This window comes from Patulibacter americanus DSM 16676, from assembly GCF_000420025.1.
Classification (GTDB): Bacteria; Actinomycetota; Thermoleophilia; order Solirubrobacterales; family Solirubrobacteraceae; genus Patulibacter; species Patulibacter americanus.
In genome coordinates, this window is the sequence record NZ_ATUD01000018.1 from 1 (window position 1) to 21,216 (window position 21,216).

The following is a 21,216-nucleotide window of genomic DNA, read 5'->3' on the forward strand; positions in this document are numbered from 1 at the left end:
GGCGACGATGGACACGTAGAGCCAGGCCTGGCGGGCGACGAACTCGTCCGTGCCCTCGGTGTCGCCGCCCTTGATGAGCGCGGCGCTCACCAGGATGCCGACGATCACGGCGATCATCGCGAAGAACTCGGTGGTCTTCGTGGCGTGCTTCGTCTCGGTCGTAAGGCGCTGCGTGCGGCCGCGGGCGACGTCGGTGCTGCGGGTGGTGTCGGTGGCGTTGGTGGCCATGATGGGTCTCTCCTCGGGACGTTCCGGGGTGCGGATGTGCTTCCCCGTTCACCGACACCCGTGCCCCCGGATCCACCGGCCATACGCCTGATTTCGAGGGCGCCCGAACGGGTATGAACCCCGGTTCGGCGCCGGTGTTCAGCCCTCGACGAGGATGCCGCGGAGCACCTCGAGCGCCCGCTCGCGGTGGGCGTCGAGCTCGGCCACGAGGCGGTCGGCGTCGCGGGCCTCGACCGCTGCGACGATGCGGTCGTGGGCGTCCGTCGCCTGCTGCCGCTCGCCCGGGTCGTTGTAGTAGAGGGCCCGGTAGGCCTCGGTCGAGTCCCACAGGAGCTGGATGTGGCGCAGCGCGTGGGGATGGTCGGGCGAGGCGAGGATCGCGAAGTGGAAGCGGCGGTTGGCCTCGAGCTCGCCGGCGATGTCGTCCGTGGTGGCGGCGTCGACGCAGTCCTTCGCCGCCTCCTCGATCCGGCGCAGGTCGTCGTCCGTCAGGCCCGGGAGGGCGTCGCGGGCCACGCGGTCCTCGAGCAGGGCGCGCAGCGCGTAGATCTCCTCGAGGTCGGCCATGTGCAGCTCGGTGACGAAGTAGCCCCGCCGCGGCCGGTAGGTCACCTGGCCCTCCTGCTCCAGCACCCGCAGCGCCTCGCGCACGGGGGCGACGCTCACGCCGATCTCCTCCGCCACGGACTCCTGGTTGACGCGCGCCCCCGGGCGCAGCGCGCCGGTGACGATGGCGCGGCGCAGCCACCCGACCGCGTGCTGTCCCGTGGTGCCCGGGAGGGGGGTGGCCAGCATGGCGCCCACCCTAGAGCGCGGCGGGTCCGTGACCGCGGCCCTCACGCATAGTCGTAGAGCCCGCGGCCGGTCTTGCGGCCGAGGCGGCCGGCGGCGACGAGCCGCTGCAGCAGCGCGGGCGGGGCGAAGAGCTGCTCGCGCTGCTCGGCGTAGAGCGTCTCCGCCACGCCGAGCACGGTGTCCAGGCCGATCAGGTCGGTCAGGGCGAGCGGGCCCATCGGGTGCGCGCAGCCCTTGACCATGCCGTCGTCGATGTCCTTCGCCGAGGCCAGGCCCTGCTCCAGCATGCGGATCGCGGAGAGCAGGTAGGGGATGAGCAGCGCGTTGACGGTGAAGCCCGCGCGGTCGGGGGCGCGGATCGGGTCCTTGCCCAGGACGTCGACGACGAAGTGCCGGGCGCGCTCCGTCACGTCCTCGTGGGTCAGCAGCGAGGGGATGATCTCGACGAGGCTGAGGACCGGCACGGGGTTGAAGAAGTGCAGGCCGAGCACGTGGTCGGCCCGGTCGCCGATCGCGGCGCCGAGCTCGACGATGGGGATGGAGGAGGTGTTCGACGCGAGGATGGCGTCGGGGTCTTCCACGACCTCGGCCAGCCGCCGGACCACGTCGAGCTTCGCCTGCTTCTGCTCCACGACGGCCTCGACGACGAGGTCGCGGTCGCGCAGCTCGGTGATGTCGGCCGTGGTGCGCAGGCGCGCCCGGGTGGCGTCGGCGGCGTCCTGGTCGAGCTTGCCGCGCTGCACGCCGCGGTCGAGCGACTTGACGATGCGCTGCATCGCGGCGTCGGCGCGCTCCTGCGTGGCCTCGACGACGATCACGTCGCAGCCGGCGCGGGCGGAGACCTCGGCGATGCCGCCCCCCATCTGCCCGCCGCCGACGACGCCGACGCGCTGGATGGGTGCGGGGGACTCGGTGGTGCTCATGGTTCGATCGTCGCTCATGGGGTCGTGCGGCCCGGCACGTACGGCGGTTGCGTCCGGCCGTCCGGGTGGGGGTGGGTCACCGGAAGGCCGAGATCCCGGTCAACGCCTGGCCGATCACCAGCGCGTGGACGTCTGCCGTGCCTTCGTATGTCACGACCGACTCGAGATTGTTCATGTGGCGGATCACGGGGTACTCCAGCGTGATGCCGTTGCCGCCGAGGACCTGGCGAGCGGTGCGGGCGACGTCGAGCGCGGCGTTGACGTTGCCGAGCTTGCCCATCGACACCTGCTCGGGGTGCAGCAGGCCCTGGTCCTTCAGGCGGCCGAGCTGCAGGGCCAGGAGCGTGCCGCGGTTGACCTCGAGCGCCATCGTGGCCAGCTTCTGCTGCTGGATCTGGAAGGAGGCGATCGGCTTGCCGAACTGGATCCGGGTGCCGGCGTAGTCCAGGGCGGACTCGAAGCACGCGCGGGCCGCGCCGATCGCGCCCCAGACGATGCCGTAGCGCGCCTCGTTCAGGCAGGAGAGGGGGCCCTTGAGCGACTGGACCTCGGGCAGGGCGGCGGACTCCGGCAGGCGGACGTCGTCCAGGACGAGCTCGCTCGTGACGGACGCGCGCAGCGACATCTTCTTGTGGATCTCCGGGGCGGAGAAGCCGGGCGTGGCGGTCGGCACGACGAAGCCGCGGACGCGCTCGTCGTCGGTGCAGCGCGCCCAGACGACGGCCACGTCGGCGATGGAGCCGTTCGTGATCCACATCTTCTGGCCGTTGAGGACCCAGTCGCCGCCGTCGCGGCGAGCGGTGGTCCGCATCGAGCTGGGGTCGGAGCCGGAGTCGGGCTCGGTCAGGCCGAAGCAGCCGATCGCCTCGCCGGCGGCCATCCGCGGCAGCCATTCCTGCTTCTGCTCCTCCGAGCCCCAGCGCCAGATCGCGAACATCGCGAGCGAGCCCTGCACGGAGACCATGGAGCGCACGCCGGAGTCCCCCGCCTCGAGCTCGAGGCACGCCAGGCCGTAGGCCGTGGCGGACGCGCCGGCGCAGCCGTAGCCCTCGAGGTGCATCCCCAGCACGCCCAGGCGACCGAGCTCGGGGAAGAGCTCCTTCGGGGCGGTGGCCTGCTCGAACCAGTCGCCGACGTCGGGCAGCACGCGGTCCCGCACGAAGGAGCGGACGGCGTCGCGCATGGCCCGCTCCTCGTCCGAGAGGAGCGCGTCGACGTTCATGAGGTCGAGCGGCTTGAGCGGCGGGCGGGTGGCGGTGGGGCTGGACATGGGGATCCTCGGGTCGGGCGGGCGTGGCGGGTGCGGTGGTGCGGTGCCGAAGGGGTGCGGGGCGGCGGTGGCGCCGGGGTGGGCGGCGTGCGCCGGGGTGCGGGTTCAGGGGCGCGGCTCAGCGGGGGCGGACGTACACGGTCTTCGTGTGGGTCACGAAGTCGCGTGCGGCCATCCCCTGCTCGCGGTCGGTGGAGCTCGAGTCCTTCAGGCCGCCGAAGGGCAGGTGCGGCTCGACGCCGGCGGTCTCGCGGTTGACGTGCACGAGGCCCGAGCGGGTCCCGGTCGCGAACCGCATCGCCGTGGCGAGGTCGCGGGTGAAGACGGCGGAGGAGAGGCCGAAGGGCGTGTCGTTCGCGCGGCGCAGGGCCTCGTCGAAGCCGGAGACGCGGGCGACGCAGAGCACCGGCCCGAAGATCTCCTTGCGCACGAGTGGGCTGTCGTCGGGCACGTCGGTGAGGACCGTCGGCTCCACCCAGAAGCCGGTGGCGCCGTCCGAGATGCCGCCGCCACAGGCGACGGTGGCGTCGCCGTCCCGGGCGAGGGCCAGGTAGCCGCCGACGGTGTCGCGCTGCTCGGCCGACGCCAGCGGTCCGATGTCGGTGGCCGGGTCGCGGGGGTCGCCGACGGTGAAGGCGCGGACCCGCTCGACCAGCAGCTCCAGGAACTGGTCGTGGACCTCGTCCTGCACGTACACGCGGCTCGTGGCGGTGCAGCGCTGGCCGGCCTGGAGCATCGCGCCGCGGGCGATCTGCTCCGCCGCGTCGGGCAGGTCGGCGTCGGCGAGGACGACGGCGGGGTTCTTGCCGCCGAGCTCCAGACCGAGCTTGGCGGGGTGCTCGCGGCCGGCGACCGCCAAGCGCAGCCGCTGCCCGACGCCGACGGAGCCCGTGAAGGTCAGCGCGTCCAGCTCCGGGGCCTGGGTCAGCGCCTCCGACAGCGCGCGACCCGACCCCGTCACGAGGTTGAGCACGCCGGCGGGCAGGCCCGCGTCGGCGAGCAGGCGCGCGACGAGGACGGCGGAGCCCGACGCGGCCTCGGCCGGCTTCCACACGACCGCGTTGCCGTAGACGAGCGCGGGGGCGATCTTCCACAGCGGGATCGCGACGGGGAAGTTCCACGGGGTGATCGCGCCGACGACGCCGACGGGCTCGGTGATCGACATGAGGAGCGTGGACGGGTCGGCGCCGGAGAACGTGCCGCCGGAGGCCTGCAAGACCGCACCCGCGTGGAAGCGCAGGATCGCCGCGCCGCGCAGCACCTCGCCGCGGGCGTCGCGGTGGGCCTTGCCGACGTCGGCGATCAGGGCCTCCGTCGCCTCGTCGGCCCGCGCCTCGAGCAGGTCGGCCGCCCAGCGAAGCAGCTCGCCGCGCTCCGTGGCGGCCGTCCCGGCCCAGGCGGGCTGGGCGCGGGCGGCGGCGGCGTAGGCGTCGGCCACGTCGGCGGGGGTGGCCGACGCGTAGCGGCCCGTCTCGCGCTCCGGGGCCGTCGGGTCGGTGCGGCGGTAGCTCTCGGCCGCGGCGCGCCAGGTGCCGTCGACGAGGAGGGTCGCGGGGGCGGTGGTCGCGGGCGGGGTCATCGGGCTCCTGGGCGGGTGGCGGCCGGCCCGACCGGGCGGTCGGCGTGGCCTGGCGGGGCGCCGGGGGGGCGGCGTCGCGAGGAACCCTAACCTAAACCTTCGAAGATCGATAGTGTCGGCGCCATGGCCGCTGCGCTCGACGACCTCGTGATCGTGGACTTCTCCCGCGTGCTCGCCGGACCGCTGGCCACGATGGTCCTCGCCGACCTGGGGGCGACCGTCGTAAAGGTCGAGCGGCCGGGCACCGGCGACGACACCCGCGCGTGGGGGCCGCCGCTGGACGACCGCGGCGTCGCGACGTACTTCCTGGGCGTCAACCGCAACAAGCACAGCGTCGTGCTCGACCTGGCCGCGGACGAGGGACGGGCGCAGGCCCGCGCGCTCGCCGCCACGGCCGACGTCGTCGTGGAGAACTTCCGCCCCGGCGTGATGGAGCGGCTCGGCCTGGGCCACGAGGCGCTGGCGGCGGAGAACCCCGGCCTCGTGTCGTGCTCCGTCACGGGCTTCGGGCGCGAGGGCGGGGCGGCGCTGCCCGGCTACGACCTGCTGGTGCAGGCCGTCGGCGGCCTCATGAGCGTCACGGGCCGTCCCGACGGCGAGCCGCAGAAGGTCGGGGTGGCCCTCGTCGACGTCGTCTGCGGCCTGCACGCCGCGGTCGGGATCCTCGCCGCGCTGCGCCACCGCGAGCGCACGGGGGAGGGCCAGCGAGTCGAGGTCGACCTGCTCTCCTCGCTCCTGGCCGGGATGGTCAACCAGTCCTCGGCCTACGTGGCCGGCGGCGTCGTGCCCGGGCGGATGGGCAACGCGCACCCGTCGATCGCCCCGTACGAGCTGTTGCCCGCCGCCGACGGCGAGCTCGTCCTGGCCTGCGGCAACGACCGGCAGTTCCGCGCGCTGTGCGACGAGCTGGGGCGGCCGGAGCTCGCGGACGATCCGCGCTTCGTCACGAACGACGCGCGGGTGGCCCACCGGGAGGCGCTGCGCGCGCTCCTCTGCGCGCGGCTGGCGGACGACGGCGCCGAGGCGTGGGCGACCCGCCTGCTCGCCCGCGGCGTTCCTGCGGGCCGGGTGAACGACCTCGCGGGTGCCGTCGCCCTGGCGGAGCGGCTGGGCCTGCGGCCGACGGTCGACGTGCCCGACGCCGAGGGGCGCCCGGTGCGCACGATCCGCAACCCGATCGGGCTCTCGCGCACGCCGCCGCGCTACGTGTCGGCGCCGCCGGCGCTCGGGGCCACCTCCTTCGCGGACGCGCTGGAGCTCGCCCGGCAGGCCCGGGGCGCCGTCGCGGGCTAGGACGCCGCGAGGTCTCGGGCGGCGTCGTCCGTCAGCCCGCCCGCGGCCCGTCGCCCGGCGCGACGAGCCCGGTCTCGTAGGCGAAGATCACGGCCTGCACGCGGCTGGCGAGCCCGAGCTTGGCCAGCATCCGCACGACGTACTTCTTGACGGTGCTCTCCTCGAGGTCGAGGGTGGCGGCGATCGCGGCGTTGCTGCGGCCGGCGGCGATGCCGAGCAGCACGTCGCGCTCGCGGGGCGTGAGCTCGTCCAGGGCCGGATCGCCCGCGCGGGCGGGCGCGGCGGCCGTGAACTGCGCGAGCAGCCGCCGCGTGACCTCCGGGGCGATGAGCGCGTCGCCGCGGTGCACCACCCGCACGGCGTCGATGATCAGCTCGGGCGTCGAGTCCTTCACGAGGAACCCGACGGCCCCGGCCCGCAGGGCCTCCAGCACGTACTCGTCGAGGTCGAACGTCGTGATGACGATGACCTGTACGGCGGGATCGTCGCGCAGCCGTCGGGTCGCCTCGAGCCCGTCCATCCGCGGCATCCGGATGTCCATGAGGACCACGTCGGGCCGCTTGCGCTCGACCTGCCCGAGCGCGTCGAGGCCGTCGATCGCCTCGCCGATCACCTCGATGTCGGGCTGACTGCCCAGGATCATCCGCAGGCCCTGACGGGAGACCGCCTGGTCGTCGGCGATGAGGACGCGGATGCTCATGCGCGCAGTGTGGCCGGGAGGCGGGCGGTCACGGTCCATCCGCCGCCGGGTGCCGGGCCCGCGGAGAGGGTGCCGCCGAGCAGGCCGACGCGCTCCCGCATCCCCTCGAGGCCCACGCCGTCGGGGCTCGGCTCCACCCCGGCGCCGCGTCCATCGTCGGTCACCCGCAGCTCCAGCTCCTGGGGCCCATGGGTCAGGACGACCTCGACCCGCGACGCCGCCGCGTGCCGGACGACGTTGGTCAGCGACTCCTGCAGCACCCGGTAGGCGCACACCTCGACCTCGTCCGGGAGCTCCCGCGGGTCCCCCTGGACGCGCAGGTCGACCGCCAGGCCGCTCTCGCGGGCCGGGCCGAGCAGGCCCGCCACGTCGGCGAGCCGCGGTGCGGGCACGCGCTCGGCGTCGTCGGCACGCAGCACGCCCAGCGCCCGCCGCGTCTGCCCGAGCGCCGCGGTGGCGATCCCGTGGATCCGCTGCAGCGCCGCCTTCGTCTCCGGCTCGGCGGTCGTCAGGCTCAGGCCCGCCGCCTGCAGGGCCAGCGCGCTGAGGTGGTGGCCGGTGATGTCGTGCATGTCGCGCGCGATCCGCAGGCGCTCCTCGGCGACGGCCCGCCCGACGTCGCGGTCCCGCAGCTGCTCGATCCGCCGGGCCGACTCGCGCGCGTCGGCGGCCTCGCGGCGGGCGCTGCCGACGACGTCGCCGAACAGCACGGGCACCACGCCGAAGGCGAACGCGCCGACCATGGGCGCGAACACCGGGTCGTCGAGCGAGTCGGCGACGAGCAACGCGACGGCCGTGCCCGCCACGGCACCGACCACCGCCGTGGTCCGGCGGGGCCCCCGGACCCCGGCGTAGCCCGCGAGCAGCAGCGCGACGAGCATCGGCAGCGCGAGGGAGTAGCCGACGCCGAGGCCGAGCGACGTCACGACGACCGCGGCGCACGCCGCGGGCGCGGGCCACCGCCGGGCGACGAGGACCGGCAGGCACGAGAGCGTGGCGAACGCGATCCCGAGGGCGTCGGGGTCGCGGGCGTCGGCGCGGATCGTCCGGTCGATGTCGGCCAGCACCAGCACGATCGAGGCCGCGACGAGCACCACGACGACGGCGACGTCCCGGGCGGCCGGGGCACGACGGCCGCTGAGGACGCGCAGGGTCACCCCTGCACTGTGGCGTGCCCGGGCCTGCGGCGATGCCACCGAAAGGACCACGGCCACGCCCTCCGAGGGCGCCTCGAGGGTGGTCCCCGCGGGGGGCGACGGGACGGGCCCGGCCGCCGAGCATGGAGGAGCACCCGATCCACGACCTTCCGGAACCCGCATGTCACGACTTCTCCAGCGCCTCGGGCGCTTCTCCTTCCGCCGACGGCGCGCCGTCCTGGCGGTCTGGGTCGCCCTCCTCCTCGCCGGTGGCGCCGCCGCCGCGCTGGCCGGGGGATCGTTCTCCGGCAGCTTCTCCATCCCGGGCACCGAGTCGCAGAAGGCCAACGAGCTGCTGGGCGCCCGCGCACCGGCGACGAAGGGGGCGAGCGGCCGGATCGTCTTCGGGGCCCCGGCCGGCGAGCGCCTGACGGGCGAGGCGCGGGCCGCGGTCCGCGACGCGCTGGACGAGATCGACGAGGCGCCCGGGATCGCGTCCGTCAGCGACCCGTTCGCGACCGGCACGGTCTCGGAGGACGGCCGCGTGGCCTACGCCGAGATCCGCTTCGACCGCGAGAAGGCGGCGTTGACCGACGGCGACCTGGCCGCCGTCTCGACGGCCGCCGACGGCGCGGAGTCGCGGGGGTTGCAGATCGGGCTCACCGGCGACGCGGCCCCGGAGACGGCGGGCGGCGGGGCCACCGAGGGCATCGGCATCGTGGTCGCCTTCGTCGTCCTGCTGATCACGTTCGGGTCGATCGTCGCCGCCGGCATGCCGCTCCTCACCGCGGTGATCGGGGTGGGCATCGGCCTGACGGGGATCATGGCCGCGAGCGCGGTCTTCGACCTCAGCTCGGCCGTGATCAGCCTCGCGGCGATGCTCGGGCTGGCGGTCGGCATCGACTACGCCCTCCTCATCACCTCCCGCTACCGGGCGCTCGCGCAGGGCGGCCTGCCCCTCGAGGTCGCCGCCGGGCAGGCGGTCGGCACCGCCGGCACCGCCGTGGTCTTCGCCGGCTCGACCGTCGTCGTCGCCCTCGTCGCCCTCGTGGTGAGCGGCGTCCCGTTCATGGCGGCGATGGGCATCGCGGCCGCGGCGACCGTCGCGCTCGCCGTCGTCATCGCCGTCACGCTCGTCCCCGCGCTGCTCGGGTTCGCCGGCGCCCGGGTGCTGCGCGGCAAGCGTGCGGACCAGGGTGCCGCCGGCACCTCCACCCTCGGTCTGCGCTGGGTGGACGCCGTGGTGCGCCACCGCGGCATCGCCATCGGCCTGGTCGTCGTCGTGACGCTCGCGCTGGCCGCGCCGCTCACGCACCTGCGCCTGGGGCTGCCGGACGACGCGTCCAAGCCGGTCGGCACCCCGCAGCGCACCGCCGGCGACCTCACCACGAAGGCCTTCGGCGCGGGGTTCAACGGCCCGCTGACGATCGTCGCCGAGGTGCCGCGGGGCACGGACGCGAAGGCCGCCGCGACCACGGTCGGGGAGCGGATGGCGCAGCTCGACGACGTGGCGAGCGTGTCGCCCCCGCAGGTCGCGGACGCCGGCCTGGCGATCCTCCAGGTGACCCCGGAGAGCGGGCCGTCGAGCGTGGCGACCAAGGACCTCGTGCGCGAGATCCGCGACGGCCAGGCGGCGCTCACGGCCGGCACGCGCGCCGACCTGTCCGTGACCGGGTCGACCGCCGTGAACATCGACGTCGCCGACAGGATGGGCAGCGCGCTGATCCCGTACCTCGCGGTGATCATCGTGCTGGCGTTCGTCCTGTTGACGATCGCGTTCCGCTCGATCCTCGTGCCGCTCACCGCCGTCGGCGGGTTCCTGCTTTCGATCGGGGCGGCGCTCGGCGCGATGGTCGGCGTGTTCCAGGACGGCTTCGGGGCCGAGCTGATCGGCGTGGGCGAGACCGCCCCGATCGTCAGCCTGATCCCGATCCTGACCGTCGGCATCCTGTTCGGCCTGGCGATGGACTACCAGGTGTTCCTGGTCTCCGGCATGCGCGAGGCCCACGTCCACGGCGCCGGGCCGCAGGACGCCGTGCGCGAGGGCTTCCGGCGCTCGGCGCGGGTCGTGACGGCCGCCGGGCTCATCATGGTCAGCGTCTTCGCCGGCTTCATCCTGCCCGACGACGCGATCATCAAGTCCATCGGGTTCGCGCTCACCGTCGGGGTGCTGATCGACACGTTCCTGGTGCGGATGACGCTGATCCCGGCGCTCATGAGCCTCCTCGGCGAGCGCGCGTGGTGGCTGCCGCGCTGGCTGGACCGGCTGCTCCCCGACGTCGACATCGAGGGCGCGAACCTCGAGCGGGCCGAGGAGGGCGACGGCCCCGTGGCGATGGGCAACGGCGCGGGCGCGCGGGCCGACGCGGACGGTGGGCAGGGCGGGCCCGATCCGGCCGCGGAACGGACGGCGGGGCCGGGACCGCGTACCGCGGGACACTCCTCGGCCTGATCCGTGCGCGTCCCGGGCCCCGCGATCCCTCAGGCCGTGGCCTGCGCCGCCCGGTCGACGGCCTGCAGGCCCTCGGCCAGCGCGGCGCCGATGCGCTCCACGTCGGACTCGTCCACGATCAGCGGCGGCGAGACCGCCAGGCCGCGGCCGAGCGGACGCGCGAGGACGCCGACCTCGCGGACGGCGAGCTGCCACGTCGCCACGGCGCCCGGCACCCGCTGCAGGACGTCGTCGGCGAGCTCGACGCCGGCCAGGAAGCCGGTGCCCGAGCGCACCTCGGCGATCAGCGGGCTGTCGGCCAGGGGTGCGAGGGCGCGGGTCAGCGGCACCTCGAGCAGCCGGCCGCGGCCGAGGGTGTCGTCCTGCTCGTAGAGGTCGAGCGCGGCGAGCGCCGCGGCGGCGGCCGCGGGGTGGCCCGCGTACGTCGCGCCGTGGCGCAGGACCGGGGCACCCGGCTCGCCCGTGAAGAACGGCGCGGCGACCCCCTCGCGGACGAAGAGCGCGCCGAGCGGCTGCACGCCGCCCGTGATGCCCTTCGCCGTCGTGACCATGTCGGGGACGACGTCCCAGCGGTCGATGCCCAGCCAGGTGCCGAGCCGCCCGAAGCCGCTGATCACGGAGTCGGCGACGAACAGCACGCCGTGGCGGCGGCAGATCGCCACGGCCTCCTCGATGTAGCCCGCCGGCGGCGGGTAGACGCCGCCCGCGCCGATCACGGGCTCGCAGAAGAACGCGGCGACCCGCTCCGGGCCGACCCGCAGGATCTCCGCCTCGAGCGCCGCGGCGTCGTCGTAGGGGACGACGGACGTGTCGCGCGCCTCGACGGCGAAGTGCGTCGTGTTCGCCGGGATGCCCGCGATCGCGGTGCCGAAGCCGTGGGTGCCGTGGTAGCCGTGGTTGCGGCTGATGAGGTGCACCCGCTCGGGCTGCCCCTGCAGCGCGAACGAGGCGCGGGCGATCTTCGCCGCCGAGTCGATCATGTCGCCGCCGCCGGACCCGAAGAAGATCTTCGCCCCCGGCTCGGGGAAGAGGGCGGCGAGGCGTTCCGCCAGGTCCATCGCCGGCCGGTTGGAGTAGTCCCCGAAGGTGGAGTAGGCGTCGAGCTTGCGCAGCTGCGCCGTGATCGCGTCGACGATCTCGTGCCGGCCGTGGCCGAGGTTGGCGTACCAGAGCGCGGCGGTGCCGTCGAGGTAGGCGCGCCCGTCCTCGTCCCAGACCGTGGCCCCCTCGGCGCGGTCGATGACGAACGGCGCGCCGGCGACGGCGCCCATGTCGGCGAAGGGGTGCCAGAAGGCGGAGGCGCGGGGGTCGCTCATGGACGGAGCATCGCGGACGCGCAACGGGAGGGGGGGGGGGAAGGCGGGCTCCGGCCACGACATCCGGGTGTCACCCCTGCGACCCCGAGTCCCGCATGCCTGCCGCCGTCATGACCCGTCCCCGTCCGCGCCCCTCCGTCCCCTGCCCGCCCAACGAGGTGCAGACCCCGACCGGGCCGGTGCGCGTGGTGCTCGCGGACGACAGCCCGTTCTACTCCGCGCCCCTCGTCCGGCGCATGGCAGCCGACCCGTGCTGGACCGTGCTGCGCGTCGTCGAGAACGGCGGAGATGCGGTCCTCGCCGCCCGGGAGCTGCGTCCCGATCTCGTCGTCCTCGACGTTCGCATGCCGGGCATGGGCGGCATCGAGGCGGCGCGGGTGCTGCGCGAGGACGAAGCCCTCGAGGGCGTGCGGATCGCCCTGATGACCGGCGACCCGGGGCGGGATGGCGTCGGTTCGGCGAGCGGCGTCGACGGGGTTGTGGACAAGGCCGCGTCGCGTCGGGAGATCCTGCGCCGCCTGCGGGAGATCGGCCGCCGCCGACGGCCCGCATGACACGCCGTCAGGAAAACACCAGCACATACCCTTCGCGGGCGGACGGGAAACAACCGTCAGCCGATTGGCGTAGCGAATGACGTCCGGACCTGCCATCGTTTCGGGCTCGGCTGGCCCGTGCCGTCCCGCACGAGCGTCCCTCGTCGTCCCTTCGTCCCGGCGCATGAGCTCTTGTTCGATCCTCCTTCGTCGCGTGTCGGCCGCCGTGGCGGTCGCCGCCGTAGGCGGGATGGGCATGGCCCCCGCGGCGGCCGGGATGACCGGGACGAACCTCGTCGTCCACGGCGACGGCGAGGCCGCGCCGGGTCCGGAGTGGGTCGTCAGCGGTGGGCCGCTGCTCGCCCAGCGCTACGGCACCGCGCACTTCCCGGCGGCCGTGCTCGTCGGCGGCGACCCGTTCGACGGAGGGACCTCGCTGCTGCAGGGGTCGGGCGCCACGACCGAGGCCATCCAGGCCCTCGAGCTGACCCCCGCCGACCGGGCCGTGATCGCCACCGGCACGGTGCGCGCGCGGCTGTCGGCGCACGTCGGCGGCTACATCTCCCAGGCCGACCAGGTCGGCGTCACCGCCGTGTGGCGCGACGCCCAGGGAGCGACGGTGCTCGAGCAGACCCTCGCGCCGGTGACCCCGGCGGAGCGCGGCAACGTCTCGTCGTTCCTGGCGCGAGAGGACGTCGACGCGGTGCCCGCCGAAGCGGTCTCCGCCGACGTCGTGCTCTCCGGCCGGCGGTTCGACGGCACCTCCCAGGACGGCTTCGTGGACAACGTCGCCGTGCACCTCGTCGGCATCCCGGGCGTCTCTGTCTCGTTCCCGGGCGAGCCGGTCGTCGCCGGGCGACCCACGCCGGTCACCTGGACGATCGCGAACTCCGAGGACCTCCAGGGCAAGCCGCCGTGGCGGTTCGTCGCGACCCTCCCCGACGGGGTCGCCCTCGGGTCGTCCCGGCCCGTCGCCACGACGTGCGACACCGTGCGAGTGTCCGCCGACCGCACGGCCCTGCGGGTCGAGGGGGCCCTGCCCGCCGGCGCCCCCGCGTGCACGGTGACCGCGGACGTCGTCGCCCCGCAGGGGCGGCACGTGTTCGCTCCGGCGGACGTCCGCCAGGCCGAGGGGCTGCGGCGCCCCGCCGAGGCCGCGGTGCTGCTCGTCCGAGCCGCCGCCGACGATGCCGGGGCCGGTCCCGGCATCGTCGGGCCCGTCCCGCCGCCTGCCCCCACGGTCCTGCCGGCTGCCCCCCGCCCCGCTGCGCCGCCAGTGGCCGTCCCGGTCCCCGCAGCGCCCCCGTCACGGCCCGCCGCACTGCCCCGTGCCGCCGACGCCTTGACCGTCACGACGGCGGCCCCGGCAGCGCACCTGCGCGTCGGTCGCCGGACGTCCGTGCGGGTGCGGGTGCGCAATCGCTCCTCGCGGCCCGTCACCGACGTCGACGTCTGCGTCCGCCTCCCGCGGCTGCTCCTCTACCTGCCCACGCGGTCCGGCGCCCAGCCCGTCGAGGGCCGCCGCTGTTGGGCCGTCGAACGTCTGCCGGCCGGGGCGTTCCGCACGCTGCGCCTCGACGCCAAGGCCGCCCGCCGCGGGCGCGCCACCGTGCGCGTGACGGCCGAGGCCGCCGAGCTCGCCGGCATCGCGACCACCGACCGCCCGACCCGAGTGACCCGATGACCCCCGCCCGCCCGGCCGCCCCGCACCCCGCACGTCCCGCCCGCCGCCGGATCCTTCGCCGCAGCGCCCGGGGTGCGCTGCTCCTGGCGGTCGTGACGCTGGCCGTCGGCGGCGTCGTCCCGGCACCGTCCGCCGAGGCGGCGGGGTACACCGTGTGGTCCTGTCGCGGGCCCGAGGGCGAGCCGCGGTCGACGGCCGGATGGGCCGGCGGCGGCGCCGGAACCCGTTCCGACGACTGCGCCACGGGGGGCAGCCTGCGGGTCCGGCTCGCGGCCTCCGACACCGCCGCGGACGTGACGGGCGGCTACCGGTTCGTGCTGCCGCCCGGGGTCGTCATGGGCGGCTGGCGGGTCTGGATGTCCGCGTCCGTCACGCGGACGACGACGAACTCCCGGTACGACGCCGGGGTCGCCGAGACCGACGGCATCGCCGTCCAGGGCTTCACCGCCGGTTGCGTCGCCGCGCCGGAGGGATGCGCCTGGGGGGATCCCCGGGACCCGCTTGCCGCGGGCAACCTCGTCGAGGCCTCCGGCCCGGCCGGCGGGCTCGCCGTCGCCGCGCGCTGCGACGGCGAGGCGGACTGCGTCCCCGTGGACGATCCCGCGGCGGAGGTCCAGCTCCACCGCAGCGCGGTGGACATCGTCGACGATGCCGCCCCGACCGTCGGCCCGCTCGGCGGCGACCTCGTGAGCGGTGCCCCCGTCGACCGCCCGGCGACCGTGGTCGCCCCGGTCGCCGACGCCGGGGGCGGGGTCGCACGCGTCGAGCTGCTCGTGGACGGGGCCGTCGCCCAGGTCGCGGTGAGCGGTGGCGGGTGCCGGGTGCCGTACGAGACGGCCTTCCCGTGCCCGTCCGCCACGGATCGCGCCTTCACGGTGGACCCGGCGGGCCTCGCCGCCGGACCGCACGCCCTCGCCGTGCGCGTGACGGACGCGGCGGGCAACGTCGCCGAGGGCGGCGCGGCCACGTTCGTCGTCGGCGAAAGGCCCACGCAGGCGGGGCCCCCGGGGTCGCCGTCCGCGCCGGGGACCACGCCGTCGACGGGCGGTTCCGGCACGTCGCGCGCACTCGTCCTCGACCTGCCCGACCGCGTGTCGCTGCCGGAGCGGCGCCGGACGACCGGCCGCGCGCGCTGGGCCGGCGGGGCGTCGGCCGCCGGGGTGCGGCTCGACGTCCTGGCGGGAGCCGTCGGCGGCTCCGTGGCCCGGATGCACCGCATCGGCCGCGTCACCGTGCGGGCCGACGGCACCTTCAAGCTTCCGCGCACGACGGAGTCGCGCACGCTCCGCGTCGTGCCCACCCAGGACGACCTCGTGGCCCGTCCGGGCGACGTCGACCTCGTGGCGCCGCTGCGCGTCGCGCTGCGTGTGCCCTCCGGGGTCGTCCGCAACGGCCGGACCGCCACGCTGCGCGGCACCGTCGCCGGGGCGGGCGACGCGGCACCCGATCTGCAGGTGCTGATCCAGACGATCGTGCGCGGCCGCTGGGCGACGGTCGACGCGGTCGAGCCCGGTCGGACCGGCAACGTGGTCTGGCGCTACCGCTTCCAGCGCACCGTGAATCGCTCCGCGTACCGGTTCCGTCTCGTCGTGCCGCCCACGAAGGGCCGGCCGTGGAAGCGCACGGTGAGCGCCAAGCGGGTCGTGCGGGTGGACCCGTGAGCCCCGTCTCCGCCCCGCCCTCGGCCCGCACGGGCCGGATCGCCGCCCTGCGGGCCCGCCGCGCCCTCGAGCGCGACTACGCCGCCCTGCGGACCACGACGCTCCAGGCGTTGGCCGCGAAGCTCCGCCGCACCAGCATCCAGATGGATCCCTCGGATCTCGAGGCGGCCTACAACCTGGCCTGGCACGCGCTCTACTCCAAGCTCTCCGCGGGGGAGCACGTCGAGAACCCCGGCGGGTTCCTCGTGCAGGCGGCGTACTTCCGCGTGGTCGACGAGTACCGCGCGCGGCACCCCGACCGCCACCAGGACACGGATCCCGACCGCGTCGGCGCGACGGAGGGCGACCTCGACGCGCGCCTGGACGACGCGCAGCTCCTGCGCGTGTTCTCCCAGGGGCTCAAGGCGCGCCTGAACGAGCGCGAGTGCCGCGCCGCGGTCCTCTGCTACCTCCACGGCTACTCCCGGGGCGAGGCGGCGCAGGCGCTCGACATCGCGCCGGCGCGTATGGAGAAGATCATGGACCGCGTGTCCAAGGTCGTACGCGGACTCGTCGACGACCTGCGCGACGGCTCCTGGTGCGAGGACCAGAAGTCGATGATGACCGCCTACGCGCTCGGGGTGCTCGAGCTCGACGGTCCCCGCCACCGCCTCGCGTCGGAGCATCTGGAGACCTGCTCGGGCTGCCGGGCGTACGTGCGCCGGCTCCGGGGGATCGGCGCGATCGTGCCCCCGATCGCCCTGCCCTGGGGCGCCGTCGGCCTGGGGCCGTTCGACGTGCCCGGCATCGTCGGCCACGGCACCACGGCCCCGCCCGCGGGCTCGACCGGTCCACGGAGCCGCCGACCGAAGCGCTCTCAGCTGGTGGCAGGTGGATCGGCGGCGGTCGTCGCCCTGGTCGTCGCGGCGCTGGCCGCGGGCGGCGATGACGGTGCCCGGCGGGCCGGCGGGACGTCCGCCCCGTCCGCGGCCGCGGGCGACGCGGCGGGCGGGACGGAGGCCGCGGGTGGCGGCGCTTCGGCGTCCGCGGACGCCGCGGCCCGGGCGCGCGCCGAGGCGGCCGCATCCCGGGCTGCGGCCCGCAGGGAGCGCGTTGCGGCGGAGCGCGCCGCGACCCGCGAGCGCGCCCGTGACCGACGGCGCGCCCGCGCCGCGGCCCGGCGGCGGGCCGAGCGCGCCGCCGCGGCCACCGCGCGCGCCGTCCCGGCGGCGACGCCCGCCCCGAGCACGGCGCCGCCGGCGCCCGTGACACCTGCCCCCGCCACCCCAGCCGCGCCGGCCCCGCAGGCGACCCCGCCCGCGCCCCCGCCGGCTGCGAGCCCGTCCCCGGCGCCGGAGCGCGAGCGCGAGCCGGAGCCGCTCGTCACCGACGCCGAGCAGGAGTTCGGCGTCGAGCCCTAGCCCGGCGGTCCTTCCGGCACACCGGCGACGGGGCCGTCCGCGACGGCGCCACCCGTGACGGGGGCGTCCGCGCCGTCGACCAGGACGAACAGCCCCAGGGCGTAGCCCAGCCCGCGGGCCACGTCGGGGACGGCGTCGCGCGGCCGTCCCCCCTGGTGGGCGAGCGCGGCGGCGACCCGCTCCGCCACGAGCCGTGGCAGGGCCTCGAGCGGTCGCGCTCCGCGGGCGGCGCCGCGGCCCGTCGCGTCGGCCGCCGCCAGGAGCGCCTCGGGGCGCCAGTCGTCGGGGTCGGCCCCGGCCGCCCGCAGCACGGTGGCGTGCCGCACCACCACGGCGGCGGCCGCGGTGCGGGCGCGCACCCGCGAGCCGGGAAGCCCCCCGAGCCCGACACCGACGGAGAGCCGGGCGTGGATCCCGAGCACGTGCGTGGCGGCCGTGAGCTCCACGAGGTCCACGACGGAGTCCCGCAGCGCGGGCCATGGGTCGGCGGGACCGTCGTCGGGCGCCCGCGCGCGGGCGACGAGCGGGAGCAGCTCGCCGAGCGCGGAGGTGAGGTGGACGGCGTCCGGGGGCGCCGGGGCGCGCCGGAGCGCGGCGGGAGGGGAGAGCGGATCAGGCATGTGCTGCCCCCTTGTCGGCCGCGCGGGGGCGCGGCCCCTCCATGAGTTGCAGGGGGGGGGGGTGATTCGGCGGTCTGGCCGACAGGGGGATGGTGCCGCTCCTCCGCGGCCCCCGCCCCATCACGTCCAGGAGCCACCCGTGCCGCACCCCGCAGTCCGCAGTCGCGACCTCGTCCGTCGCCCGTCCTCCGTCGTCGCCCGGCCGCGGACCGGGACGCCGTCGTGGTGACGTGGGCGGTCGTCGGCGTCGCCGGGTGGCTGCTGGCCAACGTCGCCTTCGTCCTCGGGAGGGTGCGCTGCCGCGACCGCGCCCGGCGCGCTGCGGGCGACCGGGTGGCGCCCGCGGAGGACCCGGCGATGCGGACGGACGACGCCGGGGGACGACCGTCGCTGCGCCTCGCCGCGCACGGACGGGGCGGCCGCTGATGGTGCGCGGCACCGCGGACCTGCGCCGCCTGCGGTTCTTCGTCGAGCTCGCCCGTGACCTGCACTTCGGCCGCTCGGCCGAGCGGCAGCACGTCTCCCAGCCGACGTTGAGCCAGCAGATCAAGCGGCTGGAGGACGAGCTCGGCGTGGCGCTGTTCGTCCGCCCGGGGGGGACCGTCACGCTCACCCCCGAGGGGGCCCGGTTGCTGCCGCAGGCGGAGGAGCTCCTGCGCCACGCGGCGTCGTTCAACGCTCTCGCCGCCGGCCTCGCCCGGGAGGCGACGGACCCCGGGACGTCTGCGCGCCGACCCGGGGCCGGGGCGTATGCGGGAGACCCCCGCGGGAACGGGAGGGACAGGATGGGAACGGCCGGCGGGTGACGGTAGGGGGCGCGTCCAGCGCGTCGCCGAGACCGGACGGCGCGGAGCGGACCCACCTCCCGACCCATGCTCTCCGACGCCGACCACCACCCCGACCCGGACGCCGCCTCCGACCCCCGCGTCGGCCCCGGTCCCGACCCGGAGGGGTTCGGCGCCCGCGTCGCCGGGACGGCCGACCTCCGCCGCCTGCGGCTCTTCGTCGCCCTGGCGCGCGACCCCCACTTCGGACGCACCGCCCGCCGGGAGCACGTCTCGCAGCCGACGCTCAGCGCGCAGATCAAGCGCTTGGAGCTCGAGCTCGGCGTGCGGCTCTTCGAGCGCGACGGTCGCGGCTCGCGGCTCTCGACGGCCGGCCGGACGCTGCTGCCCTGCGCGATGGAGCTGCTCGACCACGCCGACCGCTTCAACGCGTTCGCCGCGCGCCAGGCGGAGAGCCCCGGGCTGCGGGGCCGCCGCGCGGCGCTACGCCTGCAGGGCGGACCGCGCTGACGGCCGACCTCCCACCCACGGGTGGGGGCGAGTATGCGGTGGTCGGGCGGGCCGCGGCCGTCTTTCCGGGGTCAGCCTGGATGGGTCCTCCGCCACCCGGCGGGGACAGCGGTCGGGAATCCGAATCGCAGCGATTGGACATCCGAATCGCGCACCGCGTGCCTGAACGCCCTCCCGGTCGCGCGCGAGCGGCATTCCGTGTCCGTCACGGGTGGCGCGCTGCGGCTACGGATGGGTAGACTGCCGCCGCTACTCCCGGTAGACCCGCGGTCGGAGAGGCGTCGTCCTTGAGTGGATCGGCGATGAATCCGAACGTTGTCCATCTCGTCCGATGTCACAGACGTCGTACTACAGTGCTCGCCAGCAACACCACCTCCCCCACCCGGCTTCGGCCGGCATACCCGGTGGCCCCAACCGCCAAATGAGGAATCCCATGACAGCATCACGGCGCCGCACGCGCGCCCAAGGCCTGGCCGTCGCCACGGCGATCGGCATCACCGCGGTGGCCGCGCTGCCGAGCGCGGCGAGCGCCGCCGAATCACCGCGGTGCGACGCCACGACGTTGCAGCTGCAGCTCCTCGGGGGTGACGTGATCGCCCCGATCCGCGCGAACCCGAAGTTCACGCCGTGCGCGGACGACACGAAGGCCGTCGCCAACGTCCCCTCCCTCCTCGGCATCGTCGGGGTCCAGGCCGTCTCGGCGTCGACGAAGGTCGACACCACGAAGCAGGCGACGTCCGAGTCGCGCATCGCGGGCGCGAAGATCGGCATCACCGGCCCGCTCTCCGACGCGCTCACGGGCCCGCTCCTGAACGGCCCGAACAGCATCGTCGGCCAGGTCGACGGGGCGCTCAACGGCATCCTGGGCCAGCTCAACGGCGCCGGCGGACCGCTCTCGGGCCTGCTCTCCGCGCTGTTCCCGACCACCGCGAACGGCGCACCGCTCACGGCCGGCCTGACGTCGAACCTCGCGGGGGCGCTGCAGGCCGCGCTCCCGGACGTGCTCAACGCCGACGTCATCAACGCCACCGCCCAGGCGAAGTGCGTGAACGGCCGCGGCCAGCTCTCCGGGGCCTCCCAGATCGCGGGCCTCCGGATCCTCGGCACCACGGTCGACGTCAACGACGCGACCAACCGGGTCCTGTCCATCGACACGGCGGCGCTGAACCTCGGCAAGCTCGTGTCGGTCGACGACGTGCTCCGGGGGATCCAGCTCTCCGGCGGCGGCCTCGCGGACATCCTGAGCCCGATCCTGGGGCGGCAGACGAACCTCTACGACATCCTCCACACGACGGATCCGTCGGTGCTCGGCAGCCTGAACACGGTGCTGCTCCTGGCTTCGGGCGGCCAGCTCTCGGTCGGCAAGCTGCTCGACCAGGTCACGGCGGTCATCCAGCCGATCCTGAACCAGGTCAACATCAACCTGCCCCCGGGCCTGCTGCGCGCGCAGATCGTGCCGAAGACGCAGACGACGACCGGCGAGCTGCTCACGCAGCAGACGGTCGGGCTCTCCGTCTCCGTCCTCGGTCAGCCCGTCGTGGGCGGCACGCTCGCCCAGGCGCGCGTGTCGACCGCGGCCGCCGGCTGCAACGGCGACGGCAACGACGACGTCGCCGGTGCGGGCGCCATCAAGGACCCGGACAAGTTCTCGTCGCCCGAGGCCGAGGCCGTGCTGCAGTGCAGCAACCGCCCCGCGCAGCTCATCGACGTCTACGGGTCCCGGGGCCGCACGTACGTGCAGGGCGTGGCGGTCCGCAAGTTCGTCGGCAAGACCGCGGCGATCTACACGCGTGACGGCAACAAGCGCGTCGGCTCGGCGAAGATCCGCAAGACGGGCCTCTTCTCCACCCGCGTGCCGCTCCCGCGCGCCAGCGTCCGCAACACGAACACGGCCCGCTACTACGCGGTCGTGGGCGGCAAGAAGACCCGCGCCCTCAAGTTCGCGCGGCGCATGAACGTCCTGAGCCTGACCACCCGCAAGGGCAAGGTCACGATGAAGGGCCAGGTCGTGGCGCCGCGGTTCAGCTCGCAGCCCACCGTGCTGATCAAGCAGCGCGTCACCTGCAAGCGCTACAAGAAGGTCGCCCGGGTCAACCCGGACGCTCGCGGCAACTTCACCGTGACGTTCAAGGCCCCGAGCAAGAAGCTCGGCGCCGCGATCTACCGCGCGGAGACCTCGGTGCCCGCCAACGAGGTGTCGACGAAGTCGTTCCGCACCTACACGCTGCCGCGTCCCGTCGGCCTGTAGGACGCCACGCGGCCGGCCGGGGCAGCACGCCCCGGCCGGCCACGTCGACCGGTCCGTCGCGATGGCGGGCCGTACCGGTTCCC

18 protein-coding genes and 1 pseudogene are annotated in these 21,216 nt (G+C 75.6%); 10 read left to right on the forward strand and 9 right to left on the reverse strand.

Annotated elements, in window-relative coordinates:
• From F593_RS26930 to F593_RS0119740, 5 genes and pseudogenes are all read right to left on the reverse strand, one after another.
• Positions 1–228 (reverse strand): annotated as a pseudogene (locus F593_RS26930) (hypothetical protein); the annotation flags it as partial.
• Between the two features lie 138 nt (positions 229–366).
• Positions 367–1,023: a GntR family transcriptional regulator gene (locus F593_RS0119725; protein WP_028721828.1), complete on the reverse strand. Its 657-nt coding sequence runs from the start codon at positions 1,021–1,023 to the stop codon at positions 367–369.
• A 41-nt stretch (positions 1,024–1,064) separates the two neighbouring features.
• Complete coding sequence (locus tag F593_RS0119730) at positions 1,065–1,946, reverse strand: 3-hydroxybutyryl-CoA dehydrogenase (RefSeq protein WP_022930468.1); 882 nt, start codon at positions 1,944–1,946, stop codon at positions 1,065–1,067.
• 76 nt (positions 1,947–2,022) lie between these two features.
• On the reverse strand, positions 2,023–3,216 hold the full coding sequence (locus tag F593_RS0119735) for an acyl-CoA dehydrogenase family protein (protein WP_022930469.1): 1,194 nt from the start codon (positions 3,214–3,216) through the stop codon (positions 2,023–2,025).
• A gap of 118 nt (positions 3,217–3,334) precedes the next feature.
• Positions 3,335–4,795 carry an aldehyde dehydrogenase family protein gene (locus F593_RS0119740; protein ID WP_022930470.1) on the reverse strand — a complete coding sequence of 487 codons (1,461 nt, stop codon included), beginning with the start codon at positions 4,793–4,795 and terminating at the stop codon, positions 3,335–3,337.
• Between the two features lie 123 nt (positions 4,796–4,918).
• Between F593_RS0119740 and F593_RS26935 the strand changes: the two genes are divergently transcribed.
• The gene (locus tag F593_RS26935; protein WP_022930471.1) at positions 4,919–6,088 is read left to right on the forward strand and encodes a CaiB/BaiF CoA transferase family protein; all 1,170 of its coding nucleotides are present in this window, start codon (positions 4,919–4,921) and stop codon (positions 6,086–6,088) included.
• Between the two features lie 31 nt (positions 6,089–6,119).
• Here F593_RS26935 and F593_RS0119750 read toward each other — a convergent pair whose 3' ends face one another.
• Together F593_RS0119750 and F593_RS28900 are read right to left on the reverse strand one after the other, a co-directional pair.
• Positions 6,120–6,788, reverse strand: a complete 669-nt coding sequence (locus F593_RS0119750) for a response regulator (protein WP_022930472.1) — start codon at positions 6,786–6,788, stop codon at positions 6,120–6,122.
• Positions 6,785–7,945: a sensor histidine kinase gene (locus F593_RS28900; protein WP_022930473.1), complete on the reverse strand. Its 1,161-nt coding sequence runs from the start codon at positions 7,943–7,945 to the stop codon at positions 6,785–6,787. Before F593_RS28900 ends, F593_RS0119750 begins: the two co-directional genes overlap by 4 nt.
• A gap of 160 nt (positions 7,946–8,105) precedes the next feature.
• Here F593_RS28900 and F593_RS26945 point away from each other — a divergent pair, with 160 nt between their 5' ends.
• Positions 8,106–10,376, forward strand: a complete 2,271-nt coding sequence (locus F593_RS26945) for an MMPL family transporter (protein ID WP_022930474.1) — start codon at positions 8,106–8,108, stop codon at positions 10,374–10,376.
• A 29-nt stretch (positions 10,377–10,405) separates the two neighbouring features.
• On the opposite strand, the gene F593_RS0119765 is transcribed toward F593_RS26945, so the two are convergent.
• Positions 10,406–11,692, reverse strand: a complete 1,287-nt coding sequence (locus F593_RS0119765) for an aminotransferase family protein (protein ID WP_022930475.1) — start codon at positions 11,690–11,692, stop codon at positions 10,406–10,408.
• 110 nt (positions 11,693–11,802) lie between these two features.
• On the opposite strand from F593_RS0119765, the gene F593_RS28905 reads away from it, so the two are divergent.
• The 4 genes from F593_RS28905 (at position 11,803) to F593_RS0119785 (ending at position 16,970) form a co-directional block, all read left to right on the forward strand.
• Positions 11,803–12,246 (forward strand): response regulator, encoded by a 444-nt coding sequence (locus F593_RS28905; protein ID WP_211216191.1) that lies wholly within the window; start codon positions 11,803–11,805, stop codon positions 12,244–12,246.
• 163 nt (positions 12,247–12,409) lie between these two features.
• Positions 12,410–13,909, forward strand: coding sequence for a DUF7933 domain-containing protein (locus tag F593_RS28910; protein ID WP_169449230.1), 1,500 nt, complete (start codon positions 12,410–12,412; stop codon positions 13,907–13,909).
• Complete coding sequence (locus F593_RS28915) at positions 13,906–15,570, forward strand: hypothetical protein (RefSeq protein ID WP_022930478.1); 1,665 nt, start codon at positions 13,906–13,908, stop codon at positions 15,568–15,570. Before F593_RS28910 ends, F593_RS28915 begins: the two co-directional genes overlap by 4 nt.
• The gene (locus F593_RS0119785; RefSeq protein WP_022930479.1) at positions 15,567–16,970 is read left to right on the forward strand and encodes a sigma-70 family RNA polymerase sigma factor; all 1,404 of its coding nucleotides are present in this window, start codon (positions 15,567–15,569) and stop codon (positions 16,968–16,970) included. Before F593_RS28915 ends, F593_RS0119785 begins: the two co-directional genes overlap by 4 nt.
• Here F593_RS0119785 and F593_RS0119790 read toward each other — a convergent pair.
• The gene (locus F593_RS0119790; RefSeq protein WP_022930480.1) at positions 16,967–17,590 is read right to left on the reverse strand and encodes a hypothetical protein; all 624 of its coding nucleotides are present in this window, start codon (positions 17,588–17,590) and stop codon (positions 16,967–16,969) included. The two genes, F593_RS0119785 and F593_RS0119790, sit on opposite strands and share 4 nt — an antisense overlap.
• A 225-nt stretch (positions 17,591–17,815) precedes the next feature.
• Between F593_RS0119790 and F593_RS30470 the strand changes: the two genes are divergently transcribed.
• The 4 genes from F593_RS30470 to F593_RS0119810 all read left to right on the forward strand — a co-directional run bounded on the left by F593_RS30470 (position 17,816) and on the right by F593_RS0119810 (position 21,133).
• Positions 17,816–18,016 (forward strand): hypothetical protein, encoded by a 201-nt coding sequence (locus F593_RS30470; RefSeq protein WP_022930481.1) that lies wholly within the window; start codon positions 17,816–17,818, stop codon positions 18,014–18,016.
• Complete coding sequence (locus F593_RS31265; protein WP_022930482.1) at positions 18,016–18,396, forward strand: LysR family transcriptional regulator; 381 nt, start codon at positions 18,016–18,018, stop codon at positions 18,394–18,396. Before F593_RS30470 ends, F593_RS31265 begins: the two co-directional genes overlap by 1 nt.
• A 66-nt stretch (positions 18,397–18,462) precedes the next feature.
• The gene (locus F593_RS31145; protein WP_022930483.1) at positions 18,463–18,885 is read left to right on the forward strand and encodes a LysR family transcriptional regulator; all 423 of its coding nucleotides are present in this window, start codon (positions 18,463–18,465) and stop codon (positions 18,883–18,885) included.
• A gap of 433 nt (positions 18,886–19,318) precedes the next feature.
• Positions 19,319–21,133, forward strand: a complete 1,815-nt coding sequence (locus tag F593_RS0119810) for a hypothetical protein (protein ID WP_022930484.1) — start codon at positions 19,319–19,321, stop codon at positions 21,131–21,133.
• The last annotated feature ends 83 nt before the right edge of the window (positions 21,134–21,216 follow it).